The 21,200-nt window shown below is 75.2% G+C and carries 22 protein-coding genes and 1 pseudogene; 7 read left to right on the plus strand and 16 right to left on the minus strand.

The features are described from left to right. From ACW0Q9_RS16650 to ACW0Q9_RS16680, 7 genes and pseudogenes are all read right to left on the minus strand, one after another. A partial coding sequence (locus ACW0Q9_RS16650) for an ADP-ribosylglycohydrolase family protein (protein WP_456182266.1) occupies positions 1–948 on the minus strand: 948 nt, incomplete at its 3' end. 32 nt (positions 949–980) lie between these two features. Beyond that, entirely contained in the window at positions 981–1,349 is a 369-nt protein-coding gene (locus ACW0Q9_RS16655; RefSeq protein WP_456182268.1) for a VOC family protein, read from the minus strand. 36 nt (positions 1,350–1,385) lie between these two features. Continuing rightward, complete coding sequence (locus tag ACW0Q9_RS16660; RefSeq protein ID WP_456182270.1) at positions 1,386–2,390, minus strand: methionine synthase; 1,005 nt, start codon at positions 2,388–2,390, stop codon at positions 1,386–1,388. 43 nt (positions 2,391–2,433) lie between these two features. Then, positions 2,434–3,507 carry a tRNA 2-thiouridine(34) synthase MnmA gene (gene mnmA, locus ACW0Q9_RS16665; RefSeq protein ID WP_456182272.1) on the minus strand — a complete coding sequence of 358 codons (1,074 nt, stop codon included), beginning with the start codon at positions 3,505–3,507 and terminating at the stop codon, positions 2,434–2,436. A 37-nt stretch (positions 3,508–3,544) separates the two neighbouring features. Continuing rightward, positions 3,545–4,720 (minus strand): cysteine desulfurase family protein, encoded by a 1,176-nt coding sequence (locus ACW0Q9_RS16670; RefSeq protein WP_456182274.1) that lies wholly within the window; start codon positions 4,718–4,720, stop codon positions 3,545–3,547. Between the two features lie 88 nt (positions 4,721–4,808). Continuing rightward, a pseudogene (locus ACW0Q9_RS16675) lies at positions 4,809–5,475 on the minus strand (class F sortase). Next, a complete protein-coding gene (locus ACW0Q9_RS16680) occupies positions 5,472–6,302 on the minus strand; it encodes a DUF4397 domain-containing protein (protein ID WP_456182276.1) in 831 nt (276 codons plus the stop codon). The pseudogene ACW0Q9_RS16675 and the gene ACW0Q9_RS16680 overlap by 4 nt, the downstream one beginning before the upstream one ends. Before the next feature lie 238 nt (positions 6,303–6,540). On the opposite strand from ACW0Q9_RS16680, the gene ACW0Q9_RS16685 reads away from it, so the two are divergent. After that, a complete protein-coding gene (locus ACW0Q9_RS16685; protein ID WP_456182278.1) occupies positions 6,541–7,146 on the plus strand; it encodes an RNA polymerase sigma factor in 606 nt (201 codons plus the stop codon). Then, positions 7,100–7,879: an anti-sigma factor domain-containing protein gene (locus ACW0Q9_RS16690; protein WP_456182280.1), complete on the plus strand. Its 780-nt coding sequence runs from the start codon at positions 7,100–7,102 to the stop codon at positions 7,877–7,879. The genes ACW0Q9_RS16685 and ACW0Q9_RS16690 overlap by 47 nt, the downstream gene beginning before the upstream one ends. A gap of 119 nt (positions 7,880–7,998) precedes the next feature. On the opposite strand, the gene ACW0Q9_RS16695 is transcribed toward ACW0Q9_RS16690, so the two are convergent. The 4 genes from ACW0Q9_RS16695 to ACW0Q9_RS16710 form a co-directional block, all read right to left on the minus strand. Then, complete coding sequence (locus ACW0Q9_RS16695; protein ID WP_456182282.1) at positions 7,999–8,958, minus strand: electron transfer flavoprotein subunit alpha/FixB family protein; 960 nt, start codon at positions 8,956–8,958, stop codon at positions 7,999–8,001. 11 nt (positions 8,959–8,969) lie between these two features. After that, a complete protein-coding gene (locus ACW0Q9_RS16700; protein ID WP_456182284.1) occupies positions 8,970–9,749 on the minus strand; it encodes an electron transfer flavoprotein subunit beta/FixA family protein in 780 nt (259 codons plus the stop codon). A 380-nt stretch (positions 9,750–10,129) separates the two neighbouring features. Continuing rightward, a complete protein-coding gene (locus ACW0Q9_RS16705) occupies positions 10,130–10,534 on the minus strand; it encodes a hypothetical protein (protein ID WP_456182286.1) in 405 nt (134 codons plus the stop codon). 2 nt (positions 10,535–10,536) lie between these two features. Next, positions 10,537–11,334 (minus strand): GNAT family N-acetyltransferase, encoded by a 798-nt coding sequence (locus ACW0Q9_RS16710; protein WP_456182288.1) that lies wholly within the window; start codon positions 11,332–11,334, stop codon positions 10,537–10,539. 41 nt (positions 11,335–11,375) lie between these two features. On the opposite strand from ACW0Q9_RS16710, the gene ACW0Q9_RS16715 reads away from it, so the two are divergent. Genes ACW0Q9_RS16715 through ACW0Q9_RS16730 form a run of 4 tightly spaced genes read left to right on the plus strand, consistent with a single transcriptional unit; the run spans position 11,376 to position 15,801 of the window. Continuing rightward, positions 11,376–11,762: a YidH family protein gene (locus ACW0Q9_RS16715; RefSeq protein WP_456182290.1), complete on the plus strand. Its 387-nt coding sequence runs from the start codon at positions 11,376–11,378 to the stop codon at positions 11,760–11,762. Next, positions 11,759–12,058 (plus strand): DUF202 domain-containing protein, encoded by a 300-nt coding sequence (locus ACW0Q9_RS16720; RefSeq protein WP_456182292.1) that lies wholly within the window; start codon positions 11,759–11,761, stop codon positions 12,056–12,058. Before ACW0Q9_RS16715 ends, ACW0Q9_RS16720 begins: the two co-directional genes overlap by 4 nt. Positions 12,059–12,086: 28 nt before the next feature. Continuing rightward, entirely contained in the window at positions 12,087–12,494 is a 408-nt protein-coding gene (locus ACW0Q9_RS16725) for a PLD nuclease N-terminal domain-containing protein (RefSeq protein WP_456182294.1), read from the plus strand. 52 nt (positions 12,495–12,546) lie between these two features. Further along, the gene (locus ACW0Q9_RS16730) at positions 12,547–15,801 is read left to right on the plus strand and encodes an AfsR/SARP family transcriptional regulator (RefSeq protein ID WP_456182296.1); all 3,255 of its coding nucleotides are present in this window, start codon (positions 12,547–12,549) and stop codon (positions 15,799–15,801) included. Here the strand turns inward: ACW0Q9_RS16730 and ACW0Q9_RS16735 are convergent. From ACW0Q9_RS16735 to ACW0Q9_RS16750, 4 genes are all read right to left on the minus strand, one after another. After that, positions 15,785–16,594 carry an ABC transporter permease gene (locus ACW0Q9_RS16735; RefSeq protein WP_456182298.1) on the minus strand — a complete coding sequence of 270 codons (810 nt, stop codon included), beginning with the start codon at positions 16,592–16,594 and terminating at the stop codon, positions 15,785–15,787. The two genes, ACW0Q9_RS16730 and ACW0Q9_RS16735, sit on opposite strands and share 17 nt — an antisense overlap. Continuing rightward, the gene (locus tag ACW0Q9_RS16740) at positions 16,591–17,565 is read right to left on the minus strand and encodes an ATP-binding cassette domain-containing protein (RefSeq protein ID WP_456182300.1); all 975 of its coding nucleotides are present in this window, start codon (positions 17,563–17,565) and stop codon (positions 16,591–16,593) included. The genes ACW0Q9_RS16735 and ACW0Q9_RS16740 overlap by 4 nt, the downstream gene beginning before the upstream one ends. Positions 17,566–17,719: 154 nt before the next feature. After that, positions 17,720–19,342 (minus strand): acetolactate synthase, encoded by a 1,623-nt coding sequence (locus ACW0Q9_RS16745; protein WP_456182302.1) that lies wholly within the window; start codon positions 19,340–19,342, stop codon positions 17,720–17,722. A 106-nt stretch (positions 19,343–19,448) separates the two neighbouring features. Then, positions 19,449–20,222, minus strand: a complete 774-nt coding sequence (locus tag ACW0Q9_RS16750) for an enoyl-CoA hydratase-related protein (RefSeq protein WP_456182304.1) — start codon at positions 20,220–20,222, stop codon at positions 19,449–19,451. Positions 20,223–20,327: 105 nt separating this feature from the next. Here ACW0Q9_RS16750 and ACW0Q9_RS16755 point away from each other — a divergent pair, with 105 nt between their 5' ends. Next, a complete protein-coding gene (locus ACW0Q9_RS16755) occupies positions 20,328–20,852 on the plus strand; it encodes a DUF6232 family protein (protein ID WP_456182306.1) in 525 nt (174 codons plus the stop codon). On the opposite strand, the gene ACW0Q9_RS16760 is transcribed toward ACW0Q9_RS16755, so the two are convergent. After that, on the minus strand, positions 20,798–21,200 hold a 403-nt coding region (locus tag ACW0Q9_RS16760; protein ID WP_456182308.1), incomplete at its 5' end, for a nuclear transport factor 2 family protein. The genes ACW0Q9_RS16755 and ACW0Q9_RS16760 overlap by 55 nt on opposite strands.

Here is a 21,200-nt window from a genome sequence, read left to right on the forward strand (position 1 = left end):
CGGCCACGCCGACATGCCGTGGGCGGCGCCGACGAAGGCGCCGGCCAGGGCGGCGATGGAGTCCGAGTCGCCGGCCGTGGTGGCACCCCGGGCCAGCGCGCCGACCGGGTCGTCGGCGTGCCGCAGCGCGCAGAGCAGCGCGGTCGCCAGCGCCTCCTCGGCGATCCAGCCCTCGCCGGTGAGCCGACACGGGTCGTCGCCGTCGTCGGGGCGGCCCAGCGCCGCGTCCAGCCGGCCGAGCGCACGCAGGCACTCGTCCCAGCCCCGGGCGATGAACTCCTCCGCCGTCCGCTCGCCCGGACGCTGCCACAGGTCGCCGAGCCAGTCGGCCCGGTAGACCGTGCGCTGCCCGTGGGCGCGGTCGGTGAGCAGCCCGGGCAGCTCGGGCAACTCGGCGCCGTCGCGCAGCAGCCGGACCGCGTACGCGGTCAGCTCGCTCGCGGCCAGGCCGGTGGGGTGGCCGTGGGTCAGGCCGGCCTGGAGCTGGGCCAGCCCGGCCATGGTGTCGAGGTCGACGTCGAGCAGCCCGACCGGGGTGACCCGCATGTTCGCCCCGCAGCCCTTCGAGCCGGCGACCGTCGCGTCCTGCCAGCGGGTGCCCCGGTCCAGCTCGGCGCAGGCCCGCAGGCAGGTCATGCCGGGCGCGCGGTTGTTGTCCGGGCTGACCGCCCAGTCGAGGAACCGCCGCCGCAGCAACGGCTCCACCGCCTCCGCCGTCCAGGCCGGCGCGTCGTGCAGCGCCCAGGCGACCGCCAGCGCCATCTGGGTGTCGTCGGTGACCAGCGCCGGGTCGCCGGCCAGCTCCCGGGGGCCGGCCGGACCGTAACGACGGACGATCTCGGCGACGGTGAGGAACTCGGTGGGCTTGCCCAGGGCGTCGCCGTAGGCGAGGCCGAAGAACGAGCCGGAGGCGCGGCGCGGGGCGGAGTCGATCACGGTGGCGATCATGCCCCGGCCGCGCAAGCCCCGGGCGGCCGGGATCAGTCCCAGCAGAGGCAGAACGGGTGCCCGGCCGGGTCGGCGTAGACCCGCCAGCCGTCCCCCTCGCCGGGCAGCCGGCGGGCGCCGAGGGCCAGCGCCGCCTTCTCCGCGGCCTCGATGTCGTCGACCGTCACGTCGATGTGGAACTGCTGCGGCCGCTCCGGGTCGGGCCAGGCGGGGGCACGCAGGTTGAGCGCCTTCTGGAAGGCGAGACGCGGCTGGTGGCCCGGCGGGCCGCCGAGCACCACCCAGTCGTCACCGTCGGAGTTGTCCTCGATCAGCGGGAGGCCGAGCAGCTCCGCGTAGAAGCCGGCCAGCGCGCGCGGATCGGGGCAGTCGATCACCACGGAACGCAGCTGTCCAATCATGCCCGTCATCCTGCCCCCGGCGTACGACAGGAAACCTCACTCCTCGGCGAGCCGCCGGCCGGCGTCCCGGCACGCGGCGAGGACCGTCCGCACGTACGCCGGGGTGGCTCCGGCCAGGCCGCAGGCGGGGGTGACCACCACCTGCTCGGCGAGCCGGCGGCGGGGGAAGCCGAGCTGGTCCCAGACCCGGCGTACCCGGTCGGCGACCTGGGCCGAGGTCGGCGCGCGACCGGCCGGCGGCGGCAGCGCGGGCGCGGCGCCGGCCAGCAGCCCGAGCCCGGCGTCGACGGCCTCGCCGAGGGGGTCCAGGTCGGTGACCAGTTCCAGGTCGAGGGCGACGCCGACGGCCCCGGCGGTGCGGATCAGCTCCAGCGGCACGTCCGGGGCGCAGCAGTGCACCACGGTGGGCACGCCGGCCGCCTCCAGCACGCCGCTCAGCAACGCCCGGGCCACCTCGGACTCGACCGCCCGGTGGGTGCCGAAGCCGCTCTCGGTGGGCACCCGGCCGGCCAGCACCGCGGGCAGGGACGGTTCGTCGAGCTGGAGCAGCACCGTGGCGCGGGGAAGGCGCCGGGCCACCGCCGCGACGTGCCCGCGCAGCCCCTCGCCGAGCGAGCCGGCGAGGTCCCGGACCGCGCCGGGGTCGCGCAGCAGCCGGCCGCCGATCGGCAGCTCCAGCGAGGCGGCCAGGGTGAACGGGCCGGCGGCCTGGATCTTGACCGGGCCGGCATAGTCCTCGGCCTGCTCGGCGAGCTGGTCGAGGTCGCGTTCCATCAGGTCGCGGGCGCGGCGCAGGTCCTTGCCGGGGCGCGGGGCGATCCGCCAGCGGGCCGCGTACAGCTCGACGGGCAGCTCGACGAGGAGGCCGCCGGTGCGGCCGATCAGGTCCGCGCCGGGGCCGCGGGCGGGCAGCTCCGGCAGGTGCGGCAGGGCGGGCAGCTCACCGAGCACGATGCGCTGCGCCTCGGCCACGTCGGTGCAGGGCAGCGACCCGATCCCCGTCGCCGCCCCCACTCCCCACGGCCAGGACGTCTCAGTCACCGTCGCAGCCTATCCACCGTTCCGCGGCGGGCGCGGTGGGATGTCAGCCGGTGATGGTGGCGGAGCCGAGGACGACGTCGCCGGCCGGGTCCGGGCGGTACGCGACGATGGCCTGGCCGGCGGCCACCCCGCGGACCGGGCGGCGCAGGTCGGCGTGCAGCCCGTCGGCGTCCAGCGACACGGTCGCCGGCACCACGTCGCCGTGCGCCCGGAGCTGCACCTCGCACTCGATCGGGCCGGTGGGACGGGCGCCGCCGGTCCAGACCGGGCGGGTGGCCCGGACCCGGTCGACCTCCAGCGCCTCGGCCGGGCCGACGGTGACCGTGTTGGTCTTCGGGGTGATGGAGAGCACGTAGCGCGGGCGGCCGTCCACGGCGGGGCGGTCCAGGTGCAGCCCGCGCCGCTGCCCGACGGTGTACTGGTAGGCGCCGGTGTGGCTGCCGACCACCGCGCCGGTGAGCGCGTCCACCACCTCGCCGGGGGCCTCGCCCAGCCGCTGGGCCAGGAAGCCCCGGGTGTCGCCGTCGGCGATGAAGCAGATGTCGTGCGAGTCGGGCTTGTCGGCCACCGCGAGGCCGCGCCGGGCGGCCTCGGCGCGCACCTCGGCCTTGGTCGAGTCGCCGAGCGGGAAGATCGACCGGTCGAGCTGCGCCCGGGTGAGCACCGCGAGGACGTACGACTGGTCCTTCGCCGCGTCGACGCTGCGCCGCAGCAGGCCGTCCGGGCCGAGGCGGGCGTGGTGGCCGGTGACGACCGCGTCGAAGCCCAGGGCCACGGCCCGGTCGAGCACCGCGGCGAACTTGATCTTCTCGTTGCAGCGCAGGCACGGGTTCGGCGTACGTCCCGCCGCGTACTCCGCCACGAAGTCGTCCACCACGTCCTCGTGGAACCGGTCGGCCATGTCCCAGACGTAGAACGGGATGCCGAGCACGTCGGCGGCGCGGCGGGCGTCCCGCGAGTCCTCCAGGGTGCAGCAGCCCCGGGCGCCGGTGCGGTAGGTCTGCGGGTTGCGGGCCAGCGCCAGGTGCACGCCGGTCACGTCGTGCCCGGCCTCCACCGCACGCGCCGCCGCCACGGCGGAGTCCACCCCGCCCGACATCGCCGCCAGAACCCTCACCAGCTCACTCCCCTCGTCATCACCGAGGGTATCCGGGTCAGCGGGGAGTGCGGAGGGCGGCCGCGCGGCGGGCCCGCTCCACGGCGGCCGGCAGCGCGGCGATCAGGGCGTCGACGTCGGCCCTGGTGCTGGTGTGGCCGAGGGTGAAGCGCAGCGACGAGCGGGCCCGGTCGTCGTCGGCGCCCATGGCCAGCAGCACGTGCGAGGGCTGGGCCACGCCGGCCGAGCACGCCGAGCCGGTCGAGCAGGCGATGCCCTGCGCGTCGAGGAGCAGCAGCAGCGCGTCCCCCTCGCAGCCCGGGAAGGAGAAGTGCGCGTTGCCGGGGAGCCGGTCGGTCGGGTCGCCGTTGAAGATCACCTCGGGGACCGCCTGTCGGACCCGCTCGACCAGGTCGTCGCGGAGCGCGGCGACCCGGGCCGCGTACTCCTGCTGGCCCTTCACGGCGGCCTCGACGGCGACCGCGAAGGCGACGATGCCGGCGGTGTCGAGGGTGCCGGAGCGGACGTCGCGCTCCTGGCCACCGCCGTGCAGCAGCGGGGTGGCGGCGACGTCGCGGGCGAGCAGCAGCGCGCCGACCCCGGCCGGGCCGCCGAGCTTGTGGCCGGTGACGGTGAGCGCGGCCACGCCGCTGGCGGCGAAGTCGACCGGCACCTGCCCGACCGCCTGGATGGCGTCGGTGTGGAAGGGCACCCCGTGCTCGGCGGCGACCGCGGCCAGCTCGGCCACCGGCTGGACGGTGCCCACCTCGTTGTTGGCCCACATCGCGGTGACCAGGGCCACCCGGTCGGCGTGGGCGGCCAGGTCGGCGCGGAGCCGCTCCGGGTCGAGCCGGCCGGCGGCGTCGACCGGCAGCCAGCCGACCTCGGCGCCCTCGTGCCCGGCCAGCCAGTCCACCGCGTCCAGCACGGCGTGGTGCTCGACGGCGCTGGAGACCACCCGGATCCGTTCGGCGCGGGCGGCGCGGCGGGCCCAGAAGACGCCCTTCACGGCGAGGTTGTCGCTCTCCGTGCCGCCCCCGGTGAAGATCACCTCCGACGGGCGGGCGCCCAGCACGGCGGCCACCCGCTCGCGGGACTCCTCCACCCGCCGCCGGGCGCGCCGGCCCGCCGCGTGCAGCGACGAGGCGTTGCCCACCTCGCGGGCCGTGGCGACGTACGCCTCGAGTGCCTCGTCGAGCACCGGGGTCGTCGCCGCGTGATCCAGGTATGCCATCACCGTTCAGCCTAACGGCCGACCGGCGTCCCGCCGGATGCCGGACCGCCCGTCCCGCACGGGGGTGGGGGCGGGCGGTCCGGACACTTCATGAGGGAACCGCGGTGACCACGATGTTGTCCCGGTAGTGCCGGGTCCTCGCGTCGAACGGGCCGCCGCAGGTGATCAGGGTGAGCCGGGGGCTGCCGTCCCGGGCGAAGTACCGGTCCAGGGGGATCCGCGTCTTCGCGTACTCCTCCCGGGCCACCACCCGGTAGCGGCGCTCCCGGCCGTCCGAGCCGGTGGCGGTGAGGGTGTCCCCCCGGTCGAGCTCGCGCAGCCGGAAGAACGCCCCCCCTGCCCTGGTCGGCGCTGTCGACGTGGCCGGCGATCACCACCGAGCCGGTCCCGGCCTCCAGGCCCGGCGCGTAGCGGTACCAGCCGACCTGGTCGACGCTGGGCGGCACCTCGAACTCGTCGGTCCGCCGGTTGATGCCGACCGGGTCGACCGTGGCGGTGACCCCGATCGGCGGGATGCGCAGCCGCACCGGCGGGACGGTCGCCCCGGCCGCCGGCAGGGTGCCCGCGTTCACCGGCACCGACGGCTCACCCGTGGCCGTGGGCGTCGCGGCGGGGCTGGCGCTGGCCAGGGCCGCCGCCTCCTCGGCCCCGACGTCCTGGGCGGGCCGCGACCCGCAGGCCACCACGGTCGCGACGGTGAGCGCGGCGGCGCCGGCGGCCATCGCCGCCAGCGCCCCGCGGTTGCGCACCGTCACCGGCGACCGCTCCGGGCGGTGGCCACCCGCGCCCCGCCGCCGACCAGGAGCAGCACGCCGGCGCCGGCCAGCGCGTACCACCAGGCGTCCACGCCGGTGCCGGCCTGGCCACCGGTGCCGCTGGGCACGCCGCCGGGGGCCGAGTGCAGCCCGCTGACGGTCTGGGCGACCAGGTCGAGGTTCTTGTCCTGGGCGGAGCCGATGGCGTACACGATCGTCGCGGTGCCCTCCTTGAGGTTCAGGTCGGCCGGGCCGATGGCGACCGTGTCGGTGTCGGCGAGCACCACGTCCGCCGTGACCGTGCCGGCGGCCACGTCGGCCTTTGCCTCCTTCGGGTTGGTCAGGCCCTCGAAGACCGGCTTGCCGCCGGCCCGTACGTCGACGGCCGGGGCGGCGGCGGTGTGCCGGACGATCAGCCGCGCCTCGCCGGCGTCCACCTTGGAGACGTCGTTGACGAACGGGGTGATCCGCGGCTTGCCGTCGGCGCTCAGGTGGGCGGCGAGGCTGATGTTCGCCCCGCCCGGCACTGCCGCGTCGTCGACCTTGAGGATCGCCTGGTCGACCGCCTCGCCCGGCTTGGTCAGGGCGATGTCGTACTCCCCCTCGGCCAGGGTCAGCGGGCCGGCCACGTCACCCGGCTGGAAGTTGTCCAGCGTCTTCTCCCCGTTGACGTACACGTCGACCGGGGTGCCCGGGATGCCGTGCACGACCGACACCGTGGACGTGGCGGCCCAGGCCGGGCCCGCGGTGGCGGCGCCGACGCCGGCGAACGTCAGGGCGGACACCGCGCCGATCGCGGCGACCCGACCGAACATGGCGAACTGCATTGTCTGCCTCCTGGTGGTTGGTGCTGATTCGTCAGGCCTGGCGTGCAGAACGAGTTACGCCGACTTCGTGACCCCCGGATGCGGGCCGATCCGATTTCTTTTCTCGGGCCGGCCCGCATCCGGGCCGGCCCCCGGCGACGAAGAGGAGGTGGACGAGGGAGCGCAGATTGACCGGGAGAGTGGGGCGAGGGCTGTGGCAGCTACAGTCGGGCATGCCCCAGCGAAGGCGGACCGCCCGGTGACGGCGGTACGGCAGGGACCCGAGCCGCCGGTCGACGACGACCTCGCCGCACGGTTCCGCGCCGGGGACGAGACCGCCCTGCGGGATGCGTACGCCCGGTACGGCCGGGCCGTGCTGCACCTGGCCGCCACCACGCTGGCCAACCACAGCGACGCCGAGGACGTGACCCAGGCGACCTTCGTCGCCGCCTGGCTCGGCCGGGAGACGTTCGACCCGGAGAAGGGGTCGCTGGTCGGTTGGCTGCTCGGGATCGGGCGGCGCAAGGTGGTCGACCGGATCCGGGCCGCCGCCCGGGAGACCCGGGTGGTCGAGACGGTCCGCCAGTCGCCCGAGCCGGCGACCACCGGGCCGGACCCGGACACCGTGGTCGACCGGCTGGTGGTCGCCGACGAGCTGGCCCGGCTCCCGGACGAGCAGCGCCGGATGCTGGAGTTGGCGTTCTACGACGACCTGACCCACCAGCAGATCGCGACCGTGACGGGAGTGCCGCTCGGCACGGTCAAGAGCCACATCCGACGCGGCATGCAGAGCCTGAGACGCAGATGGGAGGTGGACGGTGCAGCACCTGGACCACGACCGGCTGGTCTTTCTGGCGCTCGGTGAGAGCGAGGCCGAGGGCGGTGAGGCCACCCACCTCGACACCTGCGCGCACTGCCGGGACGAGTTGGCGACGCTCCAGCACGTCGCCGGGCTGGGCGCCGGCACCCAGGGCCTGGGCGACCTGCCCGACCCGCCGGAGCACCTCTGGCAGGGCATCGTCGCGGAGATCCGGGCGGCCGAGGAGCTGCCGGCCCTCACCGAGCGGCGCCCGTCCCGGCCCGCCGCCGATCCCGCCGGCCGGACCGATGCGCCGGCGCTCGCCGAGCGCCCCCGGCGGCGCGGCCGCCGCTGGCCGCGCTGGGCGACCACCGCGGTCACCGCGACCGCCGCCGCCGTGCTCGGCGTGGTGGGCACCCTGGCGGTGGTCGGCCCGGGCGGCGGAGACCCGCCGCCGGCGCAGCCGCCGGTGCTGGCCCGGGCCGCGCTGGCCGCGTACGGGGCCACGCCGCCGGACGCCTCCGGGGCCGCCCGGGTGCTCGGCGGCAACCAGTTGCACCTGCACGTGGCGAATCTCCCGAGCGTTCCGGGGTACTACGAGGTCTGGCTGATCGATCCCCGGACGACGCGGATGTTCTCCTTGGGTACGCTGAGCAAGGCGTCGGGAGACGAGTTGCTGCCGATGCCCCCGAACGTGGACCTCCGGACCTACTCGGTGGTCGACGTCTCCGCCGAACAGTTCGACAACAAGCCCGCCCACTCCGGCGACAGTCTGCTGAGGGGCACCCTGACGGGCTGATCGGCGGGCCGGCTCAGCTCCCCGGCCCGCCGATCAGCTCCCTTCCGCCGCACGGAAGGGCCGCAACGAACGCGAGCCGCCGCCCGGATCACCGGGCGGCGGCTCGTGTCGTGACAGGGTCACTTGCGCTTGCGGATCTCCTCGGCGGCCTGCGGGACGACCTTGAACAGGTCGCCGACCACGCCGAAGTCGGCCAGCTCGAAGATCGGCGCCTCGGCGTCCTTGTTCACCGCGACGATGGTCTTCGAGGTCTGCATGCCGGCCCGGTGCTGGATCGCGCCGGAGATGCCCAGCGCGACGTAGAGCTGCGGGGAGACGGTCTTGCCAGTCTGGCCCACCTGGAACTGGTGCGGGTAGAAGCCGGAGTCGACGGCCGCGCGGGACGCGCCGACGGCGCCGCCGAGCAGGTCGGCCAGCTCCTCGACCAGCTTGAAGTTGTCGGCGTTGCCGACGCCCCGGCCACCGGAGACGACCACCGACGCCTCGGTGAGCTCGGGGCGGGAGCCCTTCTGCTCGGCGACGCGCTCGACGACCTTGGCCAGCTTGTCGGCGTCGGAGACCGACACGGTGAGCTGCTCGACGGCGGGGGTGGCCGCGGCCGGGGTCGGGTTGAGCGAGTTGGGCCGGACGGTGACCAGCGGCAGGCCCTTGGTGACCTTGGACTTGACGATGGTGGAGCCGGCGAAGGCGACCTGGGTGGCCGTGCCGTCGGCGGCGAGGGCCACCACGTCGGTCAGGATGCCGTTGTCCAGCTTGACCGCCAGGCGGGCGGCGATCTCCTTGCCCTCCTGGGAGGAGGCCAGCAGCACGGCGGCCGGCTGCACGCGCCCGACCAGTTCGGCCAGCACGGTGGCCTTCGGGGCCACCAGGTAGCCGTCGATCTCCTCACCCTCGGCGGCGTAGATCTTCGCCGCGCCGTACTCGCCCAGCTTGGCGCTCAGCGCCTCGGCGGCGCCGGCGCCGCCGAGCACGACCGCGCTCGGGGTGCCCAGCTCGCGGGCGAGGGTGAGCATCTCCAGGGTGACCTTCTTGACGCCGAATTCCTTGGTGGCTTCGACGACGACGAGAACCTCAGACATGTCCAGACCTCTCACACGAACTTCTCGGTGGCGAGGAACTCGACCAGCTTGGTGCCGCCCTCGCCCTCGTCGGTGATCTTGGTGCCGCCGGAGCGCGGCGGGCGCTTGGTGTGCTCGAGCACGGCGCTGGTGGCGCCGTCGAAGCCCACCTCGGCCGGGGCGACGCCGAGGTCGCCCAGGGAGAGCGTCTGCACCGGCTTCTTCTTGGCGGCCATGATGCCCTTGAAGGACGGGTAGCGCGGCTCGTTGATGGTGTCCCAGACGGAGACGACGGCCGGGGTCGAGGCGGTGACCACCTCGTAGCCCTCCTCGGTCTGCCGCTCGACGGTCAGGGTGCCGCCGTCGACGGTGAGCTTGCGCGCGCCGGTCAGGGCGGCCACGCCCAGCCGCTCGGCGATCATGTGCGGCATGACCTGGACCCGGCCGTCGGTCGACTCGGCGCCGCAGATGACCAGGTCGGCGCCCAGCTGACCGAGGGCGGCGGCGAGCACCTTCGAGGTGGCCACGGCGCAGGACCCGTGCAGGGCGTCGTCCACCACGTGCACGGCCTTGTCCGGCCCCATGGAGAGCGCCTTGCGGATCGACTCGGTCGCCCGGTCCGGACCCATGGTCAGGATGGTGACCTCGCCGCCGTTGGCCTCCTTGATCTTCAAGGCCTCCTCGATGGCGTACTCGTCCATCTCGTTGATGACGTTGTTCGCCGAACCGCGGTCGACGGTGTTGTCGTCAGGACGCAGGTTGCGGTCCGCGCCCGAATCGGGCACCTGCTTGACGAGTACGACGATGTTCATCGCGCTTCGACGACCCTCCTGTTTGGTGTAGCGATCACTCGCCCGGTCACGGGCGCAGCCTCGCGCGTGGCTTAACGTTCGGTCAACCGCGCGGGGCTGTGCAGTTGCCCACGGCGCAATGTTACCCGCAAGTAGCATCCGCTCTCCGGTGCCTCAGAGTGACACAGGTCACCGGGGTCCGTCGCGCCGGGTAAGCTCCCGAAACAGGGAGGTGACCGATATGCCGGAAAAAGGCGTTTCAACGGAGGCGCCGGGTGGTGCCCGCACCACCCGGCGGGCCTGCCGCCGGATGCTGCCGGACACCTACCGGTGCGCCTGCGGCCGGGTCCGCGACCGCTGCGTCCGGGCGAGCGTGCGGGCCCTCTGGTCGGCCGGGCCGGTCAGGCCGGCTCGGCCAGCGCGTGCCTGATCTTGTCGATCACCGCCGCCTCCGCGGGCGCGATGCCCCGGTGGGCCTGCGCCACCCGGTCGGCGGCGGCCAGCACCACCGACCGGTACGCGTCGACGTCCCCCGGCGACTTGGTCCGGAGGATCTCCACCGCCCGGCCCAGCGCCGGCAGCACGGTCGCCTCGATCTCCAGCGCCGAGTCCCGCGGCAACTGCGGCAGCGGGCCGGTGGTGAGGGCCTCCTTGACCACCCCGCTGGCGTCGCCCAGCGCCCCGGACGCGGCGATGCTCTCGCGCACCATGGCCAGCATCCCGGGCACCGCGTTGGAGACCAGGAAGACGGCCCCGAAGGCCCCGGTCTTGAGGGTGAGCTGCTCGTCCGCCGTCAACCGCTCCATGATCACGGAGTGTAGACGTACGGGGTGGTCGTGGTGACCGCAACGAGCCCGAGCCGCTCCAGGATCGGCCGGCTGTCCGCCGAGCAGTCCACCTGCACCAGGCTCTTGCCGCGCTGCTCGGCCAGCCGCGCCCGGTACGCCACCAGCGCCCGGTAGATGCCCTTACGCCGCCACTCCGGCAGCGTCGAGCCGCCCCACAGCGTGGCGAAGCCGGTGCCGCGCAGGTAGCGCACCCAACCGGCGCTGACCACGGTGTCGCCCGCCTCGGCCACCACGATCGTGATCGACTGGGGGTCGGCCTCGATCTCCCGGGCCAGCCCGGTCACCAGGTGGCTCCGGTCCTCGTTCCAGACCGCCTCCTCCATGGCGGCGATCCGTTCCAGGTCCTCCCGGGAGGTGACCTCGCGCAGGCGTACCCCCTCGGGCAGCACCGGGACGGCGGCGGCCAGGGCCGCGACCGGTCCGACCACGACGGTCTCCAGCTCCTCCGGCACGAAGCCGGCGGCGCGCAGCCGATCGCCCAGGTCGGCCGGCTCGTCGTGCCCGTTCAGCTTCCACTCGACCGACTCGCCCCGGCCGCGGAAGAACTCGACCTGCCGGGCGATCAGCGCGTCCAGTTCGGCGCCGGCCAGCCCGTCGAGGGTGCGGTAGGTGAGGAAGCCGCCCCGGTCCAGGTTCAGGATGCGGAACAGCGGGCCGTCCCGGTCGATGGTCACCCCGGCCGGCACCGGGTCCGGAAGCTCCGGGCGGATCTGGGTGTCGTAGGCGTCGCGCAGGCTCCGCGCGTCAAGATCGGTCATCCCTTCAGGCTAGGCACCGGGCAAAGCGGATAATCGACGACGTGTGGGAGGCGATCAGGCGCTGGTTCGACCCGCGCGAGCTGCGGTCGGTCGGCAGCACGCCGGACTACCGCTTCTCGCTGGCCAACGAGCGGACCTTCCTGGCCTGGCTGCGCACCGGGCTGGCGCTGATCGCCGGTGGGCTGGCCGCCGCGCAGTTCCTCCCCCGCCTCCCCCTGGCCCACCTGCGCGAGGTGATCGCCGTCGTCCTGCTGCTGCTCGGCGCCACGGTCGCGGTCCGGGCGGTGGACCACTGGGCCCGCACCGAACGGGCCATCCGCCTGGGTGAGGAGCTGCCCGCGTCCCGCTTCCCGGCCGTCCTGGCCCTGGTGGTCGCGCTCGGCGCGCTGCTGCTGGTGGTCGCCGTGCTGGCCCGGGCGCCCGGGTGAGCCGCGATCCGGGGCTGCAACCGGAACGCACCCGGCTGGCCTGGCGGCGGACGCTGCTCGCGGTCACCGCGGTTCTGGTGCTGGAACTCCGGCTGGCGTTCACCGGGCGGGCGTTCGACGCGGTGCTGGCCGCGCTGGCGGTGGCCACCTGGCTGGGCGTCCTGGTGGTCGACTGGCGCCGGGCCACCGGCGTCGGGCCACGCGGCCCGGGCCGCTGGTCGATCCCGCTCACCGCGCTGGCCGCGGCCGGGCTGGCGCTGCTGGGCGTGTTGCACGTGCTGCGCGGGCTGCGCTGAGCGCCCCCGGTGGTCCATGATGTCCGACATGGTTCGCCTCTACGGGCTGCTCTTCCTGGCCCAGATCGTGCTCGCCGTCTGCGCGCTGATCAGCTGCCTCTCCGCCGAGGAGGGGGAGATCCGGGCGCTGCCCCGGGTCGCCTGGGTGCTGATCATCCTGTTCTTCCCGCTGGTCGGCTCGATCGCCTGGTTCGTCGCCGGCCGGGAGGCCGGTGCCCGGCGGCCCCGGACCGCCTGGCCGATGGGGAACGGCTTCTCCGAGCAGAGCCGCCGCCGGTCGGTCGCGCCGGACGACGACCCCGAGTTCCTCTCCTCGCTCGGCGAGCGCTCCCGCGCCGAGGACCGGGAACGCCTCCGCCGCTGGGAGGACGACCTGCACCGGCGCGAGGAGGAGCTGCGGCGCCCCGGGGACGATCGGGACCGTCCGGAGGTCTGAGCGCTCCCGCCTGGTGCCGGGCGGCGGGCGCCGGGCGGGCAGAATCGACGCCGTGCGGATCAGCCTGCTCGGGCCCCTGGAGCTGCGCGCCGACACCGGCACGCCGGTGGAGGTGGGCGGCCCCCGGCTGCGCCGGCTGCTGATCCTGCTGGCCCTGGAGCCCGGCCGCACGGTCACCGTGGGCCGGCTCACCGACGCGCTCTGGGCGGGCGAGCCGCCGGCCGGGGCCGCCAACGCCCTCCAGGCCCTGGTCTCGCGGCTCCGCCGGCCCGGGCTGCCCGTCGAGGCACAGCCCGGCGGCTACCGGCTCGCGGTCGCCCCGGACGACGTGGACCTGCACCGCTTCGAGGCGGGTGTCCGGGCCGGCCGGACCCGGCTCGCCGACGACCCGGCCGAGGGCTGCCGGCGGCTGGCCGAGGCGCTGGCCCTCTGGCGCGGCCCGGCCCTGGCCGACGCGGCCGACGCCGACTTCGCCCGGGCGCCGGTGGCCCGGCTCACCGAGCTGCGGCTCGCCGCCACCGAGGAGTTGGTCGAGGCGCGGCTGGACCGAGGGGCGCCGGACGACCTCCTGCCGCAGCTCCGGGAGCTGGCCGCCGCCCACCCGCTCCGGGAACGGCTGGCCGGGCTGCTGATCCGGGCGCTGCACCGGGCCGGCCGCCCCGCCGAGGCCCTGGCCGAGTACGAGCGGCTGCGCGCCACCCTCGCCGACACCCTCGGCACCGACCCCGGCCCCGAGCTGGCCGCCCTGCACCTGGAGATCCTGCGCGGCGAGCCGGCGGTTACCCCCGGCCGCACCGGTCGCCGGGAGCCGGCGGACGACGTCCGGGGCCGGGCGCCGGCCGGTGGCGGTGGCGACCTGGCCGGCGCGGATCGGCCACCGCGCGGGAACCTGCCGGCCACGCTCACCAGCTTCGTCGGGCGCGAGGAGGAGGTGGCCCGGGTCGCCGCGCTGCTCGACCGGTTCCGGCTGGCCACCCTCACCGGGCCCGGCGGGGCCGGCAAGACCCGGCTGGCGGTCGAGTCGGGCCGGGCGCTGGCCGGGCGCTTCCCGGACGGGGTGTGGCTGGTGCCGCTCGCCCCGGTCACCGACCCGGTCGAGGTGCCGCAGGCCGCGCTCGCCGCGCTCGGCCTGCGCGAGCAGGCGCTGCTGGCCCGGGCCGGGCGGGGCGCCCCCGAGCCGGCCGATCCGGTCGGACGGCTGGTGGACGCGCTCGCCGGGCGTACCGTCCTGCTGCTGCTCGACAACTGCGAGCACCTGCTCGACGCGGCGGCGGACCTCACCGAACGGCTGCTCACCGCCTGCCCCGGGCTTCAAGTGCTGGCCACCAGCCGGGAGCCGCTGGGCATCACCGGGGAGGCGTTGCGGCCGGTGGAGTCGCTGGCCCTGCCCCCGGCCGGCGCGGACCCGGCGACCGCGCTGGCGTACCCGGCGGTGCGGCTCTTCGCTGACCGAGCCGGCGCGGTCCGGCCGGACTTCACGGTCGACGCGACAACGGTCGGCCCGGTGGTGCGCATCTGCCGCGCCCTGGACGGCATGCCGCTCGCCATCGAGCTGGCCGCCGCGCGGCTGCGCACGATGACCGCGGCGCAGGTGGACACCCGGCTGGACGACCGGTTCCGGCTGCTCACCGGCGGCAGCCGGACCGCCCTGCCCCGGCACCAGACGCTGCGCGCGGTGGTCGACTGGAGCTGGGACCTGCTGGACGACGGGGAGCGCGCGCTCTGGCGGCGGCTGGCCGTCTTCGCCGGTGGCGCCACCCTGGAGGCGGTCGAGCGGGTCTGCGCCGCGCCGGACGTCGTCGACGGGATCTCCGCGCTGGTGGACAAGTCGCTGGTGGTGGCGGCCGGCACGGGCGAGCCGCGCTACCGGATGCTGGAGACCATCCGGGAGTACGGCCTGGACCGGCTGGCCGAGGCGGGCGAGGCGGACCGGGTCCGGCGGGCGCACGCCGCCGAGTACCTGGCCCTGGCCGAGGAGGCCGAGCCGGAGCTGCGCGGCGCGGCGCAACTGGACTGGCTGCGCCGGCTCTCGGCCGACCACGACAACCTGCACGCCGGCCTGCGCCACGCGATCGCCACCGGCGACGCCTCCACCGCCGTCCGGTACGCCGCCGCGCTCGGCTGGTACTGGTGGCTGACCGGCCAGCGCGCCGAGGGCGCCGACCTGGCCGGCCAGGTGCTGGCGCTGCCCGGGGTGGCCGACGCGCCGCCCGCCGCCGCCGCGATCGCCCTCGCCACCGCCGCCCTGAACCTGGCCGCCACCCACGCCGACAACGTCACCGTCAGCCGGGAGTGGCTGGACCGTGCCGTCGAGCTGTCCCGGGGGCGCGAGCACGAACACCCGCTGCTGCGCCTGGCCGGGCCGATCGCGGCGGCGTTCAGCACGAACTTCCAGCCGCCGGCCGTGGCCGCCATGGTGGCCCTGTTCGACGACCCGGATCCGTGGGTGGCCGGGATCGCCCGGCTGATCCGGGCGCACGCCCTGCTCAACGGCGGCCTGCCGGACTCCGACGCCGAGGCGGACCTGCGGGCCGGGCTGGCGCACTACCGCCGGGTCGGCGACCGGTGGGGCATGTCGTTCAGCCTCACCTCGCTGGCCGACCTGCTGGACCGGCGGGGCGAGGCGGCCTCGGCCACGGCGTACCACGAGGAGGCCATGACCTACTTCGAGGAGTTGGGCGTCCGCGAGGACGTGCCGGAGATGCGGCTGCGGCTGGCGCACAACCTGTGGCGGCGCGGCGACCGGGACCGGGCGTGGGCGGAGCTGGACCGGGCGGTCCACGAGGCCGAGCTATCCGGTTCGGCCGAGACCCGGGCGGCGGTCGCGTACGGCAGGGCGGAGCTGCTGCGCGCGGAGGGCGACCGGGCCGGGGCGCGGGCCTGCCTGACCGAGGGCGCCCGGCTGCTCGGCGACCGCTCGATCGCCCCGCAGTGGCGGGCGCTCAACGCCTCCACGCTGGCCGTGCTGGACGCCGCCGACGGGGACCTGGTCTCCTCCCGCACCCGGCACGACCAGGCCCTGAAGCTGGCGATCGGCTCCCAGGATGCCCCGGTGGTCGCGGCGGTGCTGGTCGGCTACGCCGACCTGGCGCTGCGGCTCGACCGCCCGGCCGCCGCCGCCCGGCTGCTCGGCGCGGCGACCGGGATCCGGGGCGGCCCGGACCACGCGGTGCTGGACCGCGCCCGGGTGGAGGCGGCCGCCCGCGACGCACTCGGCGAGGCGGGCTTCGCCGAGGCGTACGCGGGCGGGCTGGCCTACCGCTGGGAGACCGCCGCCGAGGCGGTGGCCGTCACACTCGACGCCTGAGCGCCCGCACCGCGAGCGGGGCGAAGACGGCGAGCAGCACGGCGGCCCAGATCAGCGACCGGGCGACCGGGCCGGCCACCGGGCCGGAGACCAGCAGGCCGCGCAGCGCGTCGGCCAGGATGGTGGCCGGGTTGATCTCCACCCAGTGCTGGAGCCAGGACGGCATCTTGTCGGTCGGCACGAACGCGTTGCTGGTGAAGGTGAGCGGGAAGATCACCATGAAGCCGAAGATCTGCACCTTGTCCGGCTCGCTGACCAGCACCCCGACCAGCACGGAGATCCACGAGGCGGCCAGCGAGAAGACCAGCAGCAGGGCGAACGCGGCCAGCAGCCCGGCGAACCCGTGGCCCACCCGGAAGCCGAGGATCACGCCGACGCCGATCAGCAGCGCCACCGACCACGCCTGCTTGACGGTGTCGGCGAGGATCCGACCGGCCAGCGGGGACCAGCGGGCCACCGGCAGCGACCGGAGCCGGTCGAAGACGCCCTTGGTGAGGTCGGTGTTGAGGCCGAAGCCGGTGGTCATGGTGGCGAAGAAGGCGTTCTGGACGATGATCCCGGGCAGCGCGAACTTCAGGTAGTCGCTCGGCGAGCCGGCGATCGCGGTGCCGAAGACGTAGGTGAACAGCAGCACGAACATCACCGGCTGGATGCTCAGGTCGAGCAGCTCCATCGGGTTGTGCTTGATCTGCACCAGGCTGCGCCAGGCCAGGGTGAACGTGTGCCGCAGCCCGGCGACCAGGCCCGGCCGGCGGGCCGGGGCGAGCGGGGCGGCGACGGTGGCGGCGGTCATGCCGGGATCCTTTCCAGGTCGGTGTCGGCGGGGGCGTCCTGCTCGGCCCGGTGGCCGGTCAGGGAGAGGAAGACCTCGTCCAGGCTGGCGCCCCGCAGCGCCAGCTCGGCCACCGCGACCTCGGCGGCGTCGAGCCGGCGGACCACGGCCGGCAGCACGTCCGGGTCGTTCACCGGCACGATGACGGTGGTCTGGGCGACCTCCGGCGTGGCCCCGGTGACCTCGGCGGCGACGGCCACCACGGTCGGCAGGTCGGTGGGGTCGGTCGGGCGGACGGCGAGCACCTGGCCGCCGGTGCGCGCCTTCAGCTCCTCCGGGGTGCCCTGGGCGATCACCCGGCCGTGGTCGACCACCGCGATCTCGCCGGCGAGCTGGTCGGCCTCCTCCAGGTACTGGGTGGTGAGCAGCACGGTCACCCCGTCGCCGACCAGGGTGCGGACGATGTCCCACAGCTCGTTGCGGCTGCGCGGGTCGAGCCCGGTGGTCGGCTCGTCGAGGAAGAGCACCTGCGGGCGGCCGACCAGGCTGGCGGCGAGGTCGAGCCGGCGGCGCATGCCCCCGGAGTAGGTCTTGGCGGCCCGCTCGGCCGCGTCGGTGAGCTGGAAGTCGGCCAGCAACCCCCGGGCCCGCGCCCGGGCGTCGGGCCGGGACAGCCCGAGCAGCCGGCCGATGAGCAGCAGGTTCTCGGTGCCGGTCAGGTTCTCGTCGACCGAGGCGTACTGACCGGTGAGGCCGATCAGCTGGCGCACCCGGTGGGCGTCGCGGCGGACGTCGTAGCCACCGACGGTGGCGTGCCCCTCGTCGGCGGCGAGCAGGGTGGCCAGCACCCGCACCGCCGTGGTCTTGCCCGCCCCGTTCGGCCCGAGCAGCCCGAACACCGTCCCGGTGGGGACGGCCAGGTCCACCCCGGCCAGCGCGGTGGTGGCGCCGAAGCGGCGCACCAGACCCTCCGCGCGGATCGCGTACGTCATCGGAACTCCCGTCGTTCTCGCTGGTCACCCCACCTTGAGCGACGTCGCTGACGGTACGGTGACAAGCGCTGACAGGCCGCTGATTTAGCCTCCGGGCAGAACGACGCGACCGCCGTCGCCGGTCACCCGGGCGACGGCGGTCGCGGTGTCGCGGTCAGGCCAGGTTCGACGAGCGGGGGTACGCGTCGGTCGGGTCGGTCAGCACGTTGACCAGGTACGGCACGCCGGCGTCGAAGGCGCGGGCCAGGGCCGGGCCGAGGTCGGCGGCCTTCTCCACCGTCTCGCCCGCGCCGCCGAGCGCCTCGACCACCTTGTCGTAGCGCAGCCCGGGCTGGAGGTCGGCGGCCACGTCGTAGCCGTACATGGCCCGCATCGGGTGCTTCTCCAGGCCCCAGATGCCGTTGTTGCCGACCACGATCACGACCGGGAGTTGCTGGCGGGCCAGGGACTCCACGTCCATGAGCGAGAAGCCGGCCGCACCGTCGCCCATGAGCACGCAGATCTGCCGGTCGGGGTGGCTGACCCGGGCGCCCATGGCGTAGCCCATCCCGGTGCCCAGGCAACCGTACGGGCCGGGGTCGAGCCAGGTGCCGGGCTGGGCGGGCTCCAGGTACTTCCCGGCGTACGAGACGAAGTCGCCGCCGTCGCCGATGGTGATCGCGTCCCGGGCGAGCACCTTGCGCAGCTCGCCGTAGACCCGGGCCGGGCGGATCGGGTCGGTCTCGGCCGCCATCTCCTCCGTGTCACGCGCCTTCGCGGCGTCCTCGGCGGTGCGCAGCTGCGCGATCCAGTCGGCGTGGTCGGCCCGGTCGCCGGTGTGGTCGGCGAACCCGGTGAGGATCAGCCGCAGGTCGCCGGCGGGGGCGGCGGCCGGCTGGACGTGCCCGGCGCGCTGGCTGGGCGCGTCCACCACGTGCACCACCCGCGCGTCGCCGAAGTCGCCGAAGGCGAGCCGGAAGTCGAGCGGGGTGCCGACCACCACGACCACGTCGGCGTTCTTGAGGGCCACCCGGCGGGCCTTGGCGAAGGCGAGCGGGTGCTCGGGGGGCAGGGCGCCCCGACCCATGCCGTTGGTGAAGACCGGCACCTGGAGGGACTCGGCGGCGGCCCGCAGCGCCTCGACGGCGTCGCCCGCGTAGACGTCGGAGCCGGCGATGATCACCGGCCGGGACGCGCCGGCGATCAGAGCGGCGGCCTTGGCGACCTCGTCCGGGTCGGCCTCGACCGGGGCCGGCGGGGTGACCGCGGGCAGGTCGGCCTCGCCCACCGAGAAGACCGCCTCCAGGGGGAAGTCGAGGAAGGCCGGGCCGCGGTGCGGGGTCAGTGCGGCGGTGAGCGCCGCGGTGACCGCGCGCGGGATGTCGTCGGCGCTGAACACCGTCTCGGCGTGCTTGGTCACCGGAGCGACCAGCGGCAGGTGGTCCATCTCCTGGAGGCTGCCGGAGCCCCAGCGGAACTGCGGGGCTCGCCCACCGAGCACCAGCACCGGCGAGGCGTTGAAGAACGCGCTGGTCAGGCCGGAGACGCCGTTGGTGACGCCGGGGCCGGCGGTGAGCACGGCCAGGCCGGGGCGACGCTGGAGCTTGGCCACCGCCTCGGCGGCGAAGACGGCGGACTGCTCGTGCCGGACGTCGTAGATCGGGAAGCCGGTCCGGTGCGCGGCGTCGTAGAGCGGGAAGACGTGCCCGCCGGAGAGGGTGAACATCTCCCGTACGCCGTGCGCGCGCAGCGCCGCGAGGGCCAGCTCGCCGCCGTGCCCCTCGACCCGTTCCGTCATCGCCACTTCCCTTCGTCATGACCGGAGTCACACGCTACTGGCCGGTAGGCGGGATGTGAACCGTTCTCGGGTCGGCGGCGGAGGACCGCCGACCCGGACCGGCGGTTCAGCGGCCGGTGAAGCCCGGCTTGCGCTTCTCGACGAACGCGGCCATGCCCTCGCGCCGGTCGTCGGTGGCGAACAGCGCCGCGAAGAGCTGGCTCTCCCAGGCCAGGCCGGAGTTGAGGTCCATGTCCAGGCCGCCGTCGACGGCCAGCTTGGCCGCCCGCAGCGCCTGCACCGGGCCGGTCAGGTACGGCTTCACATAGGCGACCGCGGCCGCGTAGACCTCGGCGGCCGGGACCACCTTGTCCGCCAGGCCGATCCGCAGCGCCTCCTCGGCGTCGACCATCCGGCCCGTCATGATCAGGTCCTTGGCGCGGGCCGGGCCGACCAGCCGGGCCAGCCGCTGGGTGCCGCCGGCGCCCGGGATGATGCCCAGCTTGATCTCCGGCTGGCCGAGCTTGGCGTCCTCGGCCACGATCCGCCAGTCGCAGGCCAGGGCCAGCTCGCAGCCGCCACCGAGGGCGTACCCGGTGATCGCGGCGACCACCGGCTTGGGGATCCGGGCGATCGCGCCCAGGGCGCTGGACAGGTCGGCGGCCCGGTCGGCCATGTCCACGTAGGACATGTCGGCCATCTCCTTGATGTCCGCGCCGGCGGCGAAGACCTTCTCGCCGCCGTACACGATGACCGCGCGGACCTCGGCGTCGGCGGTGGCCGCCGTGGCGGCGGCGCGCAACTCCTCCTGCACCTGGGTGTTGAGCGCGTTCATCGGCGGCCGCTCCAGCCGGATGGTGCCGATGCCGTCCTTCACTTCCAGCCTGACGAACTCGCCCACGCTGCCCTCACTTCCTCGTCGAAGTCGCGTGCCAACCTTACGACCAGGGTCGTTGGGGTAGACAGTGTGGTGTCGACGGCTCCAGGTCGCACCGGGAGTGAGGCCATGATCACCTACTACGACGACCGTACGGTCCAGGTCACCTCCACCGCCGTCCGCGTGGACGGGCGCAGCTATCCCCTCGCCGAGCTGAGCATGGTGTGGCACCGGCGGGGCAACCGCTCCTGGCGGGTGCTCGCCGGCCGGGGCGCGATCGGAGCGGCCCTCGCCGGCCCGCTCGTGGCCGCCGTCCTCGGCATCGGGCTGGCGGTCTGGCTGCACCGCTCCGCCGTGGTGACGATCGCCATCGTGGGGGCGTCCGTGCTTGTCGGCCTCGGCGTCGGGCCGCTCGCCGACGTGCTCTTCGAGCACCTCGACCGGTCGTACGCCCGGGGCAGCCGGGAGTTGGAGATGTGGGCGCGCTGGCGGGGCCAGCCGGTGCGGCTGCTGCACACCGGCGACGCGCTGCGCTTCGGCCAGATCTACCGGGCGGTGCAGCGGGCCATGGAGAGCGCGGCCCCCGGTCAGCGGGCCGGTCAGAAGGCGATCGGGCGGTCGGGCAGCAGCCCGAGGCCGCGCAGCAGGCCGTAGGTGTCCTGCTCGCCCCAGAACTGGACGATCCGACCGCCGGCCAGCCGGTACATCTTGCAGGCACTCTGCACCGTGGTGGCCCCGGTCGCGTCCCGGCGGTAGGTCTGCGCCATCGAGACCACCACCCGGTCCCCGGCCGCGAAAATCTCCAGAATCTCCTGGTCGAGAACGGTCAGCCCGGGCGAGGAGACGGCGGCCTCGGGGTAGCGCCGGCCGCGCACCGCCGTGCCCGAGCCGTAGATCTCCACGTCCTCGGCGACCACCTCGGCCAGCTCGGCCAGGTCCTTGGTGACGAAGGTCCGCAGGTACCGCCGGACCACCTCGACGTTGCGCTCCTGCTCCGTGCCG

This window comes from Micromonospora sp. I033, from assembly GCF_053890995.1.